11 protein-coding genes are annotated in these 16,537 nt (G+C 66.9%); 4 read left to right on the forward strand and 7 right to left on the reverse strand.

The window, feature by feature from the left end:
* Window positions 1–274: 274 nt before the first annotated feature.
* Entirely contained in the window at window positions 275–1,102 is an 828-nt protein-coding gene (locus tag ACOGI8_RS07805) for an SDR family NAD(P)-dependent oxidoreductase (protein ID WP_419856305.1), read from the forward strand.
* Between the two features lie 100 nt (window positions 1,103–1,202).
* Here ACOGI8_RS07805 and ACOGI8_RS07810 read toward each other — a convergent pair whose 3' ends face one another.
* The 3 genes from ACOGI8_RS07810 to ACOGI8_RS07820 form a co-directional block, all read right to left on the reverse strand.
* Window positions 1,203–2,411 (reverse strand): glycine betaine ABC transporter substrate-binding protein, encoded by a 1,209-nt coding sequence (locus tag ACOGI8_RS07810; RefSeq protein ID WP_419856306.1) that lies wholly within the window; start codon window positions 2,409–2,411, stop codon window positions 1,203–1,205.
* A 191-nt stretch (window positions 2,412–2,602) separates the two neighbouring features.
* Window positions 2,603–5,245 carry an ABC transporter permease gene (locus ACOGI8_RS07815; RefSeq protein ID WP_419856307.1) on the reverse strand — a complete coding sequence of 881 codons (2,643 nt, stop codon included), beginning with the start codon at window positions 5,243–5,245 and terminating at the stop codon, window positions 2,603–2,605.
* Window positions 5,242–6,498, reverse strand: coding sequence for a quaternary amine ABC transporter ATP-binding protein (locus ACOGI8_RS07820; protein WP_419856308.1), 1,257 nt, complete (start codon window positions 6,496–6,498; stop codon window positions 5,242–5,244). The genes ACOGI8_RS07815 and ACOGI8_RS07820 overlap by 4 nt, the downstream gene beginning before the upstream one ends.
* A gap of 143 nt (window positions 6,499–6,641) precedes the next feature.
* Between ACOGI8_RS07820 and ACOGI8_RS07825 the strand changes: the two genes are divergently transcribed.
* Complete coding sequence (locus ACOGI8_RS07825; protein WP_419856309.1) at window positions 6,642–7,946, forward strand: 4Fe-4S dicluster domain-containing protein; 1,305 nt, start codon at window positions 6,642–6,644, stop codon at window positions 7,944–7,946.
* Window positions 7,943–10,819 carry a molybdopterin-dependent oxidoreductase gene (locus ACOGI8_RS07830; protein WP_419856310.1) on the forward strand — a complete coding sequence of 959 codons (2,877 nt, stop codon included), beginning with the start codon at window positions 7,943–7,945 and terminating at the stop codon, window positions 10,817–10,819. The genes ACOGI8_RS07825 and ACOGI8_RS07830 overlap by 4 nt, the downstream gene beginning before the upstream one ends.
* Before the next feature lie 8 nt (window positions 10,820–10,827).
* On the opposite strand, the gene ACOGI8_RS07835 is transcribed toward ACOGI8_RS07830, so the two are convergent.
* On the reverse strand, window positions 10,828–11,580 hold the full coding sequence (locus tag ACOGI8_RS07835; protein ID WP_419856311.1) for a hypothetical protein: 753 nt from the start codon (window positions 11,578–11,580) through the stop codon (window positions 10,828–10,830).
* 32 nt (window positions 11,581–11,612) lie between these two features.
* Here ACOGI8_RS07835 and ACOGI8_RS07840 point away from each other — a divergent pair, with 32 nt between their 5' ends.
* Window positions 11,613–12,512 carry an alpha/beta fold hydrolase gene (locus ACOGI8_RS07840; protein ID WP_419856312.1) on the forward strand — a complete coding sequence of 300 codons (900 nt, stop codon included), beginning with the start codon at window positions 11,613–11,615 and terminating at the stop codon, window positions 12,510–12,512.
* Here ACOGI8_RS07840 and ACOGI8_RS07845 read toward each other — a convergent pair.
* From ACOGI8_RS07845 to ACOGI8_RS07855, 3 genes are read right to left on the reverse strand one after another with little or no spacing between them, the layout of a single operon-like run.
* Window positions 12,467–13,321 carry an alpha/beta fold hydrolase gene (locus tag ACOGI8_RS07845; protein ID WP_419856313.1) on the reverse strand — a complete coding sequence of 285 codons (855 nt, stop codon included), beginning with the start codon at window positions 13,319–13,321 and terminating at the stop codon, window positions 12,467–12,469. The two genes, ACOGI8_RS07840 and ACOGI8_RS07845, sit on opposite strands and share 46 nt — an antisense overlap.
* A 5-nt stretch (window positions 13,322–13,326) precedes the next feature.
* On the reverse strand, window positions 13,327–14,742 hold the full coding sequence (gene boxB, locus ACOGI8_RS07850) for a benzoyl-CoA 2,3-epoxidase subunit BoxB (protein ID WP_419856314.1): 1,416 nt from the start codon (window positions 14,740–14,742) through the stop codon (window positions 13,327–13,329).
* 33 nt (window positions 14,743–14,775) lie between these two features.
* Window positions 14,776–16,503, reverse strand: a complete 1,728-nt coding sequence (locus ACOGI8_RS07855) for an enoyl-CoA hydratase-related protein (RefSeq protein WP_419856315.1) — start codon at window positions 16,501–16,503, stop codon at window positions 14,776–14,778.
* Window positions 16,504–16,537 lie beyond the last annotated feature (34 nt).

Genomic DNA, 16,537 nt, shown 5'->3' on the forward strand with positions numbered 1-16,537 from the left:
AAAGCTCACGGCGCCAACCACATCCTTTCGAGAAGGCCGCCCGGACGATCAAAGAATCCTCACACGTCGCTCGGGGGACAGGAACGGGTCCTGCCCATCGCACGAGCCCGGTCGACAAGGGCATCGAGCAGGTCGCTGCTGAGGGTTACAAGCTCGACGAGGGTTCGCACCGCGGCTGAGCCGGAGGGCGCGGCTCGAGACATCTGCAAACGGAGCTGCCGTCGGGCCGCGTCGAGATCTGTCGGCGAAGGCGGCGAACGCTACGTTGCCGCCTATGGCGAACAGCAGCGATTCGTACGTACCCGGGCCGGCTAGTGCGCGGCTGGACGGCAAGGTGGCAGTGGTCACCGGGGCAAGCCGGGGCATCGGCGAAGCCAGCGCGCGAGCACTGGACGGCGCGGGTGCCCGGGTGGTGCTGACCGGTCGCACCACGGCAGATCTGGAACGCATCGCGGATGAGCTGCTGCACGATCCGGTGGTTCTGACTGCCGATCTCGCTCCAGCCGGAGCGGGCACCGACTTGGCTCGGCGAATTCTCAACGAGGTCGACGGCGTCGACGTGCTGGTCAACAACGCGGGCATTCCGATGCGGCGCACACCGGCTCAGCTCACCGAGGCCGACTTTGACCTGGTCTTCTCGATCAACGTGCGCTCGTTGGCGATGCTGAGCATCGGGCTCGCACCGTCGATGATCGCCCGCGGCGGCGGCTCGGTGATCAACATCAGCTCTGTGGCCAGTGTGCACGGACCGCTCGGCCGCGTCGCCTATTCCGGTACGAAGGGTGCCGTAGACGCCATGACTCGAGCACTTGCAGCGGACTGGGGCCCCGACGGCATCCGGGTGAACTCGATCGCGCCCGGTCTGATAGCGACCGCCATCTGGGAGGAAGCACGCAACAACGTGCCAGGCCTCATCGACGATCTCGCCGGGCAGATTGCGCTCAAGCGCTGGGGCTTCGGCGATGACATCGCCGACGTGGTGCTGTTCTTCGCATCGGATGCCTCCCGCTATGTCACTGGCGAGACGCTGGTGGTGGACGGCGGGTTGGCCCGTGTCACGGCCTCGAACGCTCCGCCGGCCCTCCCAGAACTCGAGGACTGAGCAGCGCCCTAGCGCGCGAAGGGCGCCGGACCGCAGTCCGGCGCCCTCCGTTGTGCGCCTGAGCCGTCAGCCCTGCTGGGCTGCGGCTGCGTTCAGAGGTTTACGCAGCGGCGCGTGCTGCGTCGAGCCAGGCGTCAACCGTGGCCCGGTTGTTGGCGATCCAGTCAGTAGCCAGATCACCCGGGGCAGCGCCTTCGCCCTGCTCCACATTGGCCAGCGACACCTCGATCACCGACAGCTTCACTGCTTCGAGCAATGCCGCCGCTGCCGGGTTGGCAGCGAGGAAGTCGTTGTTGGCGGTGACCAGGATGTCAGCCGCAATCCAGCCGATCGGGCACAGCCCGTCAGCATTGTCGGCCGCTGACGGGCACTGGTCCGGGCCGATGGCTGCATAGCCGCCAGTGCCGTCCTCGCCACGCTGCGAGTGCTCCTCGCCGCCCTCGGTGCCAGAGGGGTTGGAGTCGTCGAGGATCTCGTCAACACCCATCCAGTACACGTTGTCGCCCGGACGCAGCTGCGTGATGTACGCCGACGGTGTCCAGGTGTAGGCCACCATCGGGACGCCCTCGTTAGCCGAGTCGACGGCTTGGGCGAACATGGCGTCATAGCCGGCGATCGTCTGGTTGATGTTGTCCCAGCCCGAGAACAGGATCTGGTTGGTGATGATGTTGTCGCAGGTCCACGACTCGGGGCAGCCGAAGATGTCGGCGATGCCGTTGCCCGGCACCGGGTCAGTCTCGTCGAATGCGGCCAGTGCGTCGGCGTTGCTGTTCAGCGCATCCATGGTGTACACGCCGAACTCGTCCGCGAACGACTTGGTCACCAGGAAGCCTTGCAGGCCGCCGGCGATCATCTCCTCGCCCAGCACCGTCAGGTGGTCGCCGACGAGTGAGCCGTCAGGCAGCTCGCCTGCGAGCCATGCCAAGTGCCCCGGATACCAGCTGTTGGCCCAGAAGTCCATCTGACCCTCAGCCATGGCGATGTAGCCGAGGTTGGGCCCGAGCTCGAGTTCGGCCGGGTCGCTCACCGTGTAGCCCAGCTCCTCAAGCAGCTGCTTGTAGAGCTCTGCCTGGAAGTAGCCGGTGCTCCAGTTGGCGCGGCCCATGGTGACGCTGACACCCTCACCGGGGGTCATCGACATCTCTTCTTCCATCGGCTCTTCTTCGACCATGGCTTCGGTCGTGGCGGCGGGAGCCTCTGTTTCGGCGGTCTCGGTGGCGTCGTCATCGCCATCGTCGCCGCACGCAGCAGCGAATAATGCGAATGCTGCTAGTAGCAACAGCAGCTTGGTCCATCGTTTCGATTTCATTGCGGAGATCCTCCCTGATCTGCGACAGATTGCGTCACGCGGCGCTCCTAGTTGCGACCACGCATGTGCGGCGCCATTCGCCCGGCTCGACGAGGGCTCCTTGCGCAGCAGCGTAGTCGGGCCATATGCGCGCCTAACACCCTAGACCGCGCATACATGTTCGGAGTGCTTTGGGCAGCGTGAATCGATGGTCAGCCCGTGTTGGCGGGAATATCGCCGTAGATCTTGTTCCGCTCGAATTCCGAGAGGGTGCCGCGGGAGGTTGCGAACATCGTGAATCCCGCCGCCAGCACCAGCACGGATCCAACGCCAGAAACGAGATTCTCGTCGGCGACGCGGACGATCGTCAGGATCCATGCCAGGGGCAAGATCGCAACGCCCATGCCGATGCCGCCTACCAGGGCGCTCCAGCGATAGCGGCGCGCCTCATCAATCCCGGTCAATCCGATCGCAGGCACGATCATGACGAGTCCGACGAGCCCGCCAATCAGCGTCCAGATGCCTATGCCGGCGCCTTCGGATTCGAATCCGTCGTGGATGATGTCGCCTTGTCGTTTGGCTTGAGCGATCTTGGATGCGATGTCGGCTGCCTTCACCCCTTCAAGGGCCAGCTGCCGATTCTCTTCGCGCCGCAGTTCCTGCGCTCGGATGTCGTCGCCAGCTGCTTCGGCTTCGTCGGCGCCCACTGCCGCAGCACGCGCTGCCGCCAAGGCCGCTGCTCCGTCGGCGGCGATCTGGTCAAGCTCGGCCTGCAGTTCGTCGTCGATCACCGATTCGGCGCGCGTGTCGAAACTCCAGCCGGCATAGCCGCCCATGACGAGCAGCAGCACGGCGAACGACCCGCCCAGCAGGCGTCCCCAGCCGATGTTCGCCGGCAGTGGTCGTCGTGCGGTCATCGGTGCCCGCCAGAGCCAGAGGCACGCGGCCGCGCTCGCCACGATTGCGCCGATGACCGCCAAGTAGATGCCGATGCCGACGCTGAAGATGCCGAGTTCCTCCACCTTGTCGGGTGGTCGGGCGAACAGGTAGGCGACTGTCGCGATGAGCGTTGCCAACGAGAAGACCGCGGCCCCGTGCGCCGACATCCAGCGCGAACCTCTGCCGGGTCGGAACAATGTGTTGACGGCTGCGAATAGCGACACCGCAGCCATCACCCCGATGAAGATCCCGAACCACGAGCCGCCGGAAGCCGAGAGGCCATTGAAGTTCTGAGAAATGAAACTGAGGTCGCCGACACAAACGAGCTCCGTGCCGCCCTCGGCGAGCGGGTTGAGGGACTGCTCCTCTACCCACTCCCCGGAACAGTCCATAGAGCGAAGATCGGTATCGGCGCTGCGTGCGTAGGCGGAGACGAGACCGGCATTCGCGTTCCAGGGCAGCAGCAACGCGACGAGCGTGATGACCGCACCGATGGCTGTGGCGATGACAGCGCCACGTTCCCGGGGGCCCACAGTCTCGAATGCCTCGTCGGGTACGGGAGGTTCGGCATCTCTGGCAGTCGTCTCGGCAGCCTCGGTATCGACGAGCAGCTCCTCGGGGGTCCGCCGGTGCTTCCAAGCCTGGGTAATCCGGCTGAGGAGATTGCCCGAATCGCCTGCCTCGGGCTGGCTGAGTCGATCCAGGACAACAGCCACCAGGAAGAAGGCCAAGCCCGCAGACCCAGCCAGTGCGATGTCGAGATTGTTGATGGCACGGAACAGCAGACTGCCCAAGCCGCCTGCGCCCATGATGGCGGCGATGCCGAGCATCGATATGGCGAGCAGCAGAGTCTGGTTGAGACCGGTCATGATCGCCGGTCGTGCCAGCGGCAGCTGGACGTCGGTGAGGACACGCCATTCAGGAGCGCCGTAGGCGCGTGATGCTTCGACGACGTCTTCGGGAACCTGCCGGATGCCGAGGTTCGTGAGGCGGATCAGCGGCGGCAAAGCGAACGTCATCGTGACCATGGTGGCTGCGACGAAGCCGATCTTGAAGAAGAAGACGAACGGCAGCATGTACACAAACGAGTGAACGACCTGCATCGCATCCAGGATTGGGCGGACCACCTTCCATGCGCCATCGACGCGCCCGCACAAGACCCCGATGGGTATGCCGACGATCACGCACACGAGAACGGCCACGCCGATGAAGCCGATGGTCAACGCTGTTTCTCGCCAGAAGGCTTCGCCGAGCAGACCGCAGACCAGCAGGCCGATGAAAGCCATGAAGCCGACTTGGAAGTTCCGGATCAGCCAGCCGATCAGGAAAACCGCTATGCACACCGTCAGCCACGACATTTGCAGCAGCCACTCATTCACGATGATGTTGATCAGCGTGTCGAACGGCCACTTGATGACTCCGATGGTGGCCTGCAGGTTGTTGTCCACCCAGAACACGGTCTGTTCCACCCAGTCGCCGACTGGGATCTGCCAGTTGTCGAGCACGGTGTTCTGCCGTGCTTGCGCTACGACGCCCGACGTGCACTCCAAGAGATCGCCCTCGGCATCGACGAGTGCGTCTCGGCAGTAGATCGTTTCGCCGTCGACGCGGTAGGCATGGGTGCCGGACGAGATGATCTCTTCAGACCTGAAGCGGTACCACCACACAGCGACGAGCCCGATGAGACCGCCGGCCGCCATGCCGTAACGGCGACCGATCGCTCCGCCGAAGAGCAGGAGCGCCGGGACGATGAAGAGCGCCAGCAACAGTGCCCATTCGACGCCGGTCGTTGCCCAGTCGGCCAAGCGATCACCAGCCTCAGGTGCAGTGACGACGTCGACGACTTGGTCAATGAAATGGCCCGACTCGCTTGTTTCTTCGCCGTTGGCCTGGGCGAGGAGCATGGCGGCGCTCACATGAACACCTCCCGCTCGAAGTCGTCTATCAGCTGTTCGACTCTGCCCATCTCCTCCATGATGAGACGGGGATCCAGATTCCCGACGAGCGTGCCGTCATCGTCGACCACGGCAATCGAGAGGCCGCGCCCGGCCGCTGCGTAGAGCTCGTTCAATGTGGCGTCCGGGCTGCACCTGTCGAAATCGGAGCGCAGCGCCTTCTTGAGGTCGTTGCTTCCCATGCCACGGGCCCGCAAACCGTCGGCCGCTGTCAACAGCGAGACCGGCTTGCCCGAGGAGTCGCAACAGAATCGGCCCGCAATGTCCTGGCAGAGGGTCAGCGCATCACTGAGCGAGATGTCGGCCGGGATCGGCCTGGGCTCCGACATGACCTCGTGGACCTTGATCACCCGTCCCTGATCGACGTCCTGGACGAATTCGGCCACATAGCCAGTGGCTGGCTCAGTCAGGATCTCTTCGGGTGTGCCGATCTGTACGACTGCGCCGTCCTTCATGATGCAGACCCGGTCGCCGATGCGCAGCGCCTCGTTGAGGTCGTGGGTGATGAACAGAATCGTCTTGTGGACCTCGGCTTGGATCTCCATCATCTCGTCTTGCATCTGACGCCGGATGAGCGGGTCGAGTGCGCTGAACGCCTCGTCCATGAGGAGGATGTCCGGATCCGAGGCCAGCGCACGAGCGAGACCGACACGCTGCTGCATGCCGCCGGAGAGCTGGGCGGGCCGGTGATCGGCGAACGCGGCCAGTCCGACCAGCGACAGTGCCCGCATGGAGGCTTCATTTCGCTCAGAGCGGTCGACCTTCTGCACCTTGAGCCCGTAGCCGACGTTGTCGATCACTTTGCGATGCGGGAAGAGGGCGAAGTGCTGGAAGACCATCCCCATCTTCTCCCGCCGGAACTCCTGCAGGTCGGTCCCGTACAGCTTCTGCACGTCGACGCCATCCACCAGCACTTCGCCGTGGGTGACATCGTGCAGCTTGTTGACCATCCGGATGGCGGTCGACTTGCCGGAACCTGACAGGCCCATCACCACGAAGATCTCGCCCCGGTTGACCGAGAAGTTCACATCGGTGAGGCCGACGACATGGCCCGAGAGCCGCTGAACATCGTTCTTGGGCACGCCGGAACGAGCCAGCTCGAAGGCGCGGCCTCTCGGCTGCGGCCCGAAGATCTTGTAGACCTCGCTGAGTCGGATGATCTCGTCGCCCTCGGCAGCGCCGTTGGTCGGGCTGTTGCCTGCGTCGTCGCTCATGTGCCCCCCTTGCCGATCCCGTGCCACGTTAGGCGCGCCGCAAGTACCGGTCGGTAATCCGTTCGCAACCGTCCGGAGGGATCGAAACAGATTGCAGTCGTGAAAGGACAGAAAGCGCCCGGACGTGTGCGATCCTGTTGGCCGTGACGCGCTTGGGGTTCCTGCTGGACAGCGGCGCGTGCATCGGTTGCCACGCGTGCACGGTGGCCTGCAAGAGCGAGCACGACGTGCCGCTCGGCGTCAACCGGACGTGGGTCAACTACGTCGAGACCGGCGAGTTCCCGCAGACGCAGCGGCACTTCGCAGTGATGCGCTGCAACCACTGCGACGACGCACCCTGCATCGCGATCTGCCCGACTGGTGCGCTGTTCCGGGCATCCAACGGCGTGGTGGATTTCGACGATTCCCGCTGCATCGGCTGCAAGGGCTGCATGAACGCGTGCCCGTACGACGCGCTGTACATCTCGCCGGAAACCGGCACCGCGCACAAGTGCAATTTCTGCCAGCACAAGCTGGAAGTCGGGCTCGAGCCCTCGTGCGTGTCGGTCTGCCCGACACGGGCTATCACCGTGGTCGATCACGACGACCCGGCGGATCCGGTCGCAGACCGCATCCGCTCCGAGGACCTGCTGGTGCGGGCGCCCGAGCGCCGCACCCTGCCCAAAGTGCACTACGCGGGCACCGTGCCCGAGGCGTTGGATCCGCTGGCGCGCCCGGTGGCTGACGACGGGCTGATCTGGGCCGACTGGACCGGAAGCGCCTCCTGGCCGGCAGCGTCGACAGCGCCGGCGGCACGCACGGCCTACACCGTGTCCCATGACGAGCCGTGGGGAGCCAAGGTGGCCGGCTACATGGTCACCAAAGGGGTGGCGGCCGGGGTGATGCTGTGGGCCGCTGCCGCGGCGCTGCTGGGCTGGGACGACCGTGCCGCCGTCGCCACGGGACCGGCGGTGATCGCCCTGGTGGCGCTGGCAGTGACGGGCGTGCTGCTCATCGCCGATCTGAAACGGCCCGAGCGCTTCTGGTACCTGTTCGCCAAGGGCCGGCTCCGCAGCTGGATCACCGCGGGGGCGTGGGTGATCATGATCGACGCGACGCTGGTGATGCTGTGGGGCATCGCGGGCTTGTGGGGCGGTTCGACCTGGTTCGTGGTGCTGATCGGCCCGACGGCCGTGTTCTCGTTGCTGACCGCTGCATACACGGCGTTGCTGCTGCGCCAGTGCCGAGGCCGGGTGCTGTGGGCCGACCGGCCGGCGCTGTTGCTCATCGGCCGGCTGGTGGGTGAAGCCCTGCTGGGGGGCGGTGCGGTGTGGGGGGCCTTTGTGGCCCTCCGAGCGAGCGGCGCAGCGTTTGCCTGGGCTCCGGTCGTTGCTGCCGCGGTCTTGGCATGGCTCTACCGGCACGACCGTGCCTACCTGCGTGCGGCCCAGGCGGTGCCCCTGTCATGAGCGAGCACCGCTCGAGCGAACAGGACTCCCCGCCAAGGCCAGCAGTGCAGCTCGGTTCGGCGGCTCCGCACGACCAATGGCATGACTGGTCGGAGCTCGACGCCGCAGCGTGGCCGGAGCGTGTCGAGCGCAACTACACCCTGGTGCCCACCACCTGTTTCAACTGCGAGGCGGCGTGCGGGCTGGTGGCCTATATCGACCGCGACACCGACGAGGTCGTTCGGTTCGAAGGCAACCCCGAGCACCCCGCTTCCCGGGGTCGCAACTGCGCCAAGGGCCCCGCCACGATCAACCAGGTGCACGACACCGAGCGCATCCTGTACCCGCTGCGCCGGACGGGTGAGCGCGGCAGTGGCGGATGGGAACGCGTCAGCTGGGACGAAGCGCTGACCGAGATCGCAGCACGCATCCGTACGGCCATCGTCGAAGGCCGCCGCAACGAAGTCATGTACCACGTCGGCCGGCCGGGCGAAGACGGCTACACCGAGCGCGTGCTCACGGCGTGGGGCATCGACGGGCACAACAGCCACACCAACGTCTGCTCCTCCAGCGCCCGGGTCGGCTACGCGACGTGGATGGGCCACGACCGGCCCTCGTCGGACTTCGCCAACGCTGAGGTCATCTTCCTGATCTCGAGCCACCTCGAGGCCGGGCACTACTTCAACCCGCACGCCCAGCGCATCATCGAGGCCCAGCAGCGGGGAGCGACGGTGATCTGCGTCGATCCGAGGCTGTCGAACACGGGGGCCAAGGCCGATCACTGGCTGCCTGCGTGGCCCGGCACTGAACCGGTCCTGCTGCTGAGCCTGGCCCACCTGCTGCTTGAGGCAGGCACGTGGGACCGAGCATTCGTGCACCGCTGGACGAACTGGCAGACCTACCTGGCCGAGACCCGGCCCGATCTGCCGCCGACGTTCGAGTCGGTCGAGGTGGCGCTGCGTGACGCCTACGCGGAGTACACGCCTGAGCGGGCCGCAGAGCTGTGCGGGGTGGACGCGGGCGATCTGCGTGAGATCGCGCATGCGATCGGCGGAGCGCTAGGCCGGTTCGCCTCTCACAACTGGCGCGCCGCTGGCGCGGGCAACCTGGGCGGCTGGCAGACCGCACGGTGCCTGTTCCTGCTCAACGTGCTCACCGGGTCGGTCGGCACGGTGGGGGGCACCACTGGAGCGGGCTGGCACAAGATGAAGCCGGCGCCGCCGCTGCGGCCGCCGCCGGTGGAGCACTGGAACGAGCTGTCGTGGCCGCGCGAGTACCCGCTCAGCCATCACGAGATGTCGATCCTGCTGCCGCACTTCCTGCGCGAGGGCAGGGGCAAGCTCGACACGTACTTCACCCGCGTCTATAACCCGGTGTGGACGAACCCCGATGGGTTCAGCTGGCTGGAGACGCTGAGCGATCCCGAGCGGGTGGGCTGCCATGTTGCGCTCACGCCGACGTGGTCGGAGACGGCGTGGTTCGCCGACTACGTGCTTCCGATGGGCGTGGGCTCGGAGCGTCATGACCTGGCGTCGTTCGAGACGCACGCAGGCCAATGGCTGGGCTTCCGCCAGCCGGTGATGCGCCGGTATGCCGAACTGAAGGGAGCCGAGCTCGGCCCCGAGAGCCGGACCCACGAATTCAACCCAGGCGAGGTTTGGGAGGAGAACGAGTTCTGGATCGACCTGTCGTGGCGGATCGACCCCGATGGCTCGCTCGGCATCCGCCAGTGGTTCGAAAGCCCGTCCCGCCCCGGCGAGCCCATCAGCATCGACGAGTACTACGAGGCCATCTTCACCGACGAGGTGCCTGGCCTCGCCGACGACGCCGCGGCAGCGGGGCAGACGCCGCTCGAGTTCATGCGCGACCGGGGCGCTTACGCAGTGCGCGGCGATCCCTACGGTCACCACGAGCGAGTCGTTGAGCCCGCGCAACTGGCTGGCACCGTCTTGGGCGACGACGACGTCCACCGGCCGTCGCGCGACACCGTCGGAGGCGCCACCACGTCGCTGCCCCCGCTCGGCGACGGCTCCGTGGCGGTGCAGGTGGCAGGAGCGGCCCGTGCCGGGTTCCCGACGCCGTCGCGCAAGCTGGAGCTGTACTCGACGACGCTGGCCGAGTGGGGCTGGCCCGAGCATGCGACACCCGGCTGGATACCCAGCCACGTTCATTGGCAGCATCTGGATCTGGCCGGCAACGAGCGTATTTTGGTGCCGACGTTCCGCATCCCGACGCTCATCCACACCAGGTCGGCGAACGCCAAGTGGCTGGCGGAGATCAGCCACCGCCATCCGCTGTGGATCCACCCTTCAGACGCCGAGGCTCTCGGCATCGATGTGGGCGGCCTCGTGCGGATCAGCACCCGCATCGGCCACTTCGTCATCTCGGCCTGGCGCACCGAAGGCATCCGCCCCGGCGTGGTGGCGGCCTCGCACCACATGGGCCGCTGGCGCCTCGACCCCGCCGCTCAATCACAGACTGAGCCCCCAGACGAGCGACCGAGGTCCTGGGCTGGCGGTCCTGCCGAGATCCAGCGCGACGGCACCGTGTGGCTGCTCCGGCGCACCGGGTCGATGGCGCCGTTCGCCTCCGACGACCCCGATTCTGAGCGGGTCTGGTGGAACGACACCGGCGTCCACCAGAACCTCACGTTCTCGGTGCAGCCTGACCCGGTCTCGGGCATGCAGTGCTGGCACCAGCGGGTGCGCGTGGGGCCGGCCGAACCCGGCGACCGCTACGGCGATGTGATGGTCGATACCGAGCGCGCCCGGGCCGCCTATGAGGAGTGGCTGGCGATGACCCGACCGGCTCCCGGTCCAGGCGGTCTGCGCCGCCCGACGTGGCTGGCACGCCCCCTCAAGCCCACCTCCGAGGCCTACCGCCTCGATTCCTGAGCCGGGCGTCAGCTCGGTTTGTGCGCCTTGCGGGAACCTGCTTCCCAGTCCTCCATCTCGGGTGCTTCCGTGATGGTGCCCAGCACATTCAGCTGCGGGGCTTCGCGCAACGAACGCTTCAGCTCTGCAAAGCCCGGGAAGCGCGCGAGCTCGATGACGGCATTCCACAGCGGCACGGCCTGTTCGTCGGAGGGAACCCGCGAGATCACCGGTCCGAAGAACGACAGGCCGTCGGGCGGCTCGAACGTGATGATCGGCGTGCCGACGTCTCGCCCGGTGCGGCTCAGGGCAAGCTCCGTTTCGGCTTCGATCTCGGCATCCCACGACTCGTCGTCGACCGTTGCAGCGAAGTCCGTCGGCAGACCGGCAGTAGCCAACGCCTCAGCGGTGTGCGCTGCGGTGCCGATGCGATCCCGCAGGCCCGAGCCCTTGGGCATCTCCCAGTAATGCTGGCCCATCGCGTCATACAGCGGGCCCATCACGTCACGGCCCAGCTCGGCTCGCACCTTGGCAGCCACCCGCAGCATGCGCAGTCCAGCGGTATGGCCCTGCTCGTAGCCGGCCGGAAACTCAGTGGCGTAGTCGCGGTGCTTGTTCAGGATGCGCAGCGAGATGAAACGCCAGTCCACCGAGTAGCCCGTCTGGGCAACCACCTTCTCGACCCAGCGCGACGTGATCCAGGCAAAGGGGCACACCGGATCCCAGAAGAACTCAAGATCGGGAGGTGCCTCAGCGCCCTCGGCTCCCCGTGTAGTACTCATGCGCGCATGGCTAGCACATGGGCTGTCCAGACATGAGTGGTCCTGACGGTGTCACGCCGGCGCCGGAGATGGTCGAAGTAGCCGAAGGCGTCGAGCTCGCGCTGCATCGGCTGGGCGGCGACGGGCCGCCGTTGCTGTTCGTGCATGCCACCGGCTTCAACGGCCGAACCTACGGTCCGCTCACCAGCCGCCTGACCGAGCACTTCACTGTGTGGGCACCTGATCTCCGCGCCCACGGCTGGAGTCCGCCGCCCGCCGAACGCGACTTCCTGTGGACAACGCTGGCGAATGATCTGCTGGGCATCGTCGATCATCTGGGCATCGCTCACAGCGAGTTGGACTGCGTCGGGCATTCGATCGGCGCCGCGACGCTGCTGCTGGCCGATGCGCAGCGGCCCGGCACCATCCGGCGCATGTATGGCTACGAGCCGGTGGTGTGGCGCATCGAAGACCAATTCGGGCCGGGCGAGAACCCGTTGATCGCGCTCACCACGAAGCGCCGGGAAGAATTCGCCTCACGCGGCGAGGCCTTCGAGCGCTTCGCATCGCGGCCGCCGTTCAGCGGGGTGCGGGCCGATGCGCTGGCGAGCTACCTCGCCAACGGGTTCGAGGATCTGCCTGACGGCTCCGTGCGGTTGCGCTGCCGTGCCGCAGACGAGGCGGCAACCTACGACGGCGAGTGGGTCTCCACGACGGCTCGTCTCGAGGGCGGCCAGACGCCGGTGGTCATCGGCAAGGGACTCGAGATGACCTTCGAGGACATCGGGGTTCCCGCACATGAGGCATTGGGAAACTCGCGGCTCATCACCTACCACGGACTGGGGCACTTCGGGCCGTTCGAGGCGCCCGACGTGATCGCGTCAGACGCATTGGCGACCCTGCTGGGTCAGGAACCGGCGGCCGCGCAGCCGGAGACGAAGTCGGCCAAGTAGCCGGCGATGCGCTCAGGCTGGTCGCGATGGGCGACGTGGCCGCAGTCGGCAAGCAGGTGGCCGGTCGCGTTCGGCGCTGACTGGACGATCGTCGACACCTGCGATTCGGTGCCGTACTGATCGCCGTCGCCCTGCAGCACCAGGACCGGGCAGTCGATGCGTTCCAGCAGCGGTCGGATGTCCCAGTGGCGAAATCGCGGTGTCAGCCAGACGTCTCGCCAGCGCTCGAAGGCGAGACGGGGGTGGTCGTGGTGGCGGGCGAGTCCCGAGATCACCTGCTCGCGCTGGCCGTCGATGGCGCGTATGCCGTCGATGCAGATGTCCTCGATGAACGAGTGCGGCGCGATGACGGCAACGCCGAGCGGCACCACTGATGCCAAGCCCGCTGCGATCAGCGAGATGGATGCCCCGTCGCTGTGACCGACGAGAATCGGCCGGCGGGCGCCGAGCTCGTCGAGCACGGCAGGCAGCACCTCGGTGGCCTCGCGTTCCATGAACCCGTCGCTGTAGGCCTCGGGCAGCGGGTCTGAACGGCCGTAGCCGCCGCGGTCGTAGGCGACAACCTCGAGCCCGCACCGGCGCGCCAATACCTCGGGCAGGTCCCGCCACTGCGTGATGCTGCCGAGGCCTTCGTGCAGCATCACGATTACCGGGCTGTTCCCGGTGCTGATGTGCCGGCTGTCGGTGCCTCCGGGAGAGATCCGGCGGTATGCGATGCCGACCGAGTCAACCTGCAGGCGGCCGTCCACGGTGACTGTGTTGCCTGATTCGATGGCGCTTGCGCCGCTATCGCCTGGTGCAGAGCCCATGGCGACTACAGGCGCACGTAGTCGTATTCGACCGGCCTGGTGTTGATGCCGCGAGCCGGGGGAGCGATCCAGCCAGCCATGCGTCCCGGCTCGTAGACGGGCGACATGAGCGACGTGATGTAGTCGCGGTCGTCGTCGGTGGGGAGCCAGTCGCCGCACGACGCTTCCCATTCGGCCCTGCCGACCACCCTGCCGTCGGGCGTGATGTCGTGCGGGGCGAACACGCCCACGGCTCGGTTGAAGCCCGGGTGCGGCAGCTTGAGCTCGAAGTCGACGCCGGCCTCGGCGATCAGGCGGTTCCAGCGCCGCAGCCCTTTCTCGCAGTCGTCGGAATACGAATCGCGCAGCTGCAGGTTCACCACCTGCAGCGAGGGTCGGTCCACGGTCGCCAATGCGCCGTCGACCACCTCGGTGCAGGCGAACGTGGTGGAGGTGAGCACGTGATCGTCGTGGTAGCTCGACTCGTCGAACCTTCCTTTGAGGCCGGCGGTGTAGAAGTTGGCGCCGTTCGTTGAGGCTTCCGCTCCGAACAGGTCGAGCGAGACCGCGTAGTGGAAGTTGATGTATTTCTGCAGCGTCGGCAAGTCGACGACGCCGAAGGGCCGGACATCGTCGGTGTCATGCTCGACCATCACCTCGCAGGTGCGCTGGGCAACGCGTCCCATGCCGGTCGCGCCCACGAACATGTGGTGCGCCTCCTCGCGCAGCATGAACTCGCAGGTGCGGCTGAGCGGATCGAACGCCGATTCGGCCAGCGCACCGAGCTGGTACTTGCCGTCACGGTCGGTGAAGTAGGTGAACGCCAGGAACGAGAGCCAGTCGGAGGTCTTCTCGTTGAAAGCGTTCAGGATGCGGGGATTGTCGGGGTCACCCGAGTGCCGCTCCAGCAGCGCCTCGGCCTCCTCACGGCCGTCGCGGCCGAAATGCGCGTGAAGCAGGTACACCATCGCCCACAGGTGGCGGCCCTCCTCGACGTTGATCTGGAACAGGTTGCGCAGGTCGTACAGCGACGGGGCTGTGTGGCCGAGATGTCGTTGCTGCTCCACCGACGCCGGCTCGGTGTCTCCCTGCACCACGATCAGGCGGCGCAGGTCGCTGCGGAACTCGCCCGGCACCTCCTGCCACACCGGCTGGCCCGCAGATTCGCCGAAGCCGATGCGGCGGTCGGGCTTGGGAGCCGACAGGAAGATGCCCCAGCGGTAGTCGGGCATCTTGACGTAGTCGAAATGGGCCCAGCCCTCGGCGCTGGTGTCGGTGGCCGTGCGCAGGTAGACGTCGTTTCCCGAGAAACCGGCGGGGCCCAGCTCGTCCCACCAGCGGGCGAACTTGGGCTGCCACCCTTCGAGTGCCCGCTGCAGACGGCGGTCGTCTGCGAGTCCGACGTTGTTGGGGATGCGCTCGCTGTAATCGATTTTGCTCACGGGCGCTTCCCCTCGTCGCCGCGGAGGCCGAATTTACACACGGTCTGTGGCGTAGTTCGGGCGAGTGCCGGTGCCGTAGCGGGTCAGCGCGCCGTTCGGGCCGGTGGCGTTCGGGCGGATGAAGATCCAGTTCTGCCAGGCCGACAGCCGGCCGAAGATCTTGGTGGCCATCGTCTCGGGGCCGCAGAAGCGGTGGTTGGCCTCCATGGCGGTCAGCGCGTCGGGCGAGAAGGCGGCGCGCTCCTCGATCGCCAGTCTCAGATCGTCGTCCCAATCGAGGTCGTCGGGAGTCGCGGTCGCCAGCCCGACCTCGGCCGCAGCCTGTGCATCGAGGGCGGAACCGACGGTGTCGCGGGCGGCGGCAATGGCTTCGTCATCTCCCCAGAGTCGAGACTGCAGCCGGGTGAGGCCGTTGGCCATGGGCATCGATCCGAGGCTGATCTCGGTCATGGACAGCGCCGGCAGGTCGGCCTCTGGGCTCGGGGGTCCGCGCAGTGCTCGCACGGCCATGCCCACGGCATCGTCGGGCCGCTCGTCGACGAATTCGCCCTCCAAGATGTAGGTGCGGTCGGCCGCCAGTGCCACCTCGGCGAGCACGCCCGCGAAGCACGAGCCGGGCTCGATCCCGGCGATGAGCGTGCGAGCGGTGAGATCAAGCCGCGACAGGGTGCGACGCCAGAGCAGGGCGGTTTCCCGCTCGGCATGGTTGGCGGGCTCGCACAGCGCCCGGTCGTGGGCGGTGACGCTTGCGCGGCTGCCCTCGGTCAGCAGCACCAGCGTGCCCAGCTCGGGTTCGTTGAAGCGCAGATGGCACAGCAGCGCATCGAGCTCCCGTGCCGCTCGCAGCGGCCAACGGGGATCGGGGCTTGCGCTGATCAGCACCTCGGCACAGGCCCGATCGCGGTCCGGTGCCATAGCGACGAACTCGCCGATCACGCTGCCGTCCGGGGTGGGCGAGATGCCCAGCGGTTCCAGCTCCACCGGCTCGCCGTCGGCGCCGGTTTGGGCGGCGCGGCTGTCCTCGGCCAGTGCAGCGGCTCTGACGCTGACGGCTTCGTCGAACGACGTACGCGGTGCCAGCTCATCCACCAGGCCCCACTCCAGCGCCACCTCGCCCCGCAGGCCCTCGGCTCTGGTGGCGAACACATCGGCGCGGTCGCGTCGCACGTGACGCTTGTCGGTCAGCCGGGTCAGCCCGCCCGTTCCCGGCAAAACACCCAGCAGTGGCACCTCGGGCAGCGATACGGCGGTGTTCCGGTCATCCACCAGCAAGATGTGATCGGTCGCCAGCGCCAGTTCGTACCCGCCTCCCGAGCATGCGCCTCCCACCGCAGCGAGGAATCGCAGCCCGCTGCCGGCCGATGCCTCTTCGAGTTCCAGACGGGTCTCGTTGGTGAACTTGCACAGGTTCACCTTGTGGGCATGGGTTGCAGCGGCCAGCGCCCGGATATTGGCTCCCGCGCAGAACACCCCCTCGTAGCCGCTGCCGATCACCACGCAGCCCACCTCGGGGTGCTCGAAGCGGATGCGGCGGACGGCGTCGGCGAACTCCAGCTCGACGCCCATGTCGTAACTGTTCAGCTTCAGCTCGGCGCCGTCGAAGATGCCACCGTCGGGCTGCACGTGCATCAGCAGCGTGGCGATGGGGCCGTCGACGTGCAGCGTCCAGTGCTTCCACGGACGGAGATCGCCGAAGAAGTCGAGGTACACCCCGGTGTCTGCCGGCCGCGTCTGTGCGGTGCTCACACGATGAGTGTGCATCGTTAGTGTTCGCTTCGACACCCACGTGTCGAGA

Origin of the sequence: Candidatus Poriferisodalis sp., from assembly GCF_965204195.1 — a bacterium.
In the GTDB taxonomy this organism is placed as follows: Bacteria; Actinomycetota; Acidimicrobiia; order Acidimicrobiales; family Poriferisodalaceae; genus Poriferisodalis.

Coding starts and splice junctions, on each gene's coding strand:
- ACOGI8_RS07805 (WP_419856305.1), top strand. CDS start 275: ATGGCGAACAGCAGCGATTCGTACGTACCCGGGCCGGCTAGTGCGCGG.
- ACOGI8_RS07810 (WP_419856306.1), bottom strand. CDS start 2,411: ATGAAATCGAAACGATGGACCAAGCTGCTGTTGCTACTAGCAGCATTC.
- ACOGI8_RS07820 (WP_419856308.1), bottom strand. CDS start 6,498: ATGAGCGACGACGCAGGCAACAGCCCGACCAACGGCGCTGCCGAGGGC.
- ACOGI8_RS07830 (WP_419856310.1), top strand. CDS start 7,943: ATGAGCGAGCACCGCTCGAGCGAACAGGACTCCCCGCCAAGGCCAGCA.
- ACOGI8_RS07835 (WP_419856311.1), bottom strand. CDS start 11,580: ATGAGTACTACACGGGGAGCCGAGGGCGCTGAGGCACCTCCCGATCTT.
- ACOGI8_RS07840 (WP_419856312.1), top strand. CDS start 11,613: ATGAGTGGTCCTGACGGTGTCACGCCGGCGCCGGAGATGGTCGAAGTA.
- ACOGI8_RS07845 (WP_419856313.1), bottom strand. CDS start 13,321: ATGGGCTCTGCACCAGGCGATAGCGGCGCAAGCGCCATCGAATCAGGC.
- ACOGI8_RS07855 (WP_419856315.1), bottom strand. CDS start 16,503: ATGCACACTCATCGTGTGAGCACCGCACAGACGCGGCCGGCAGACACC.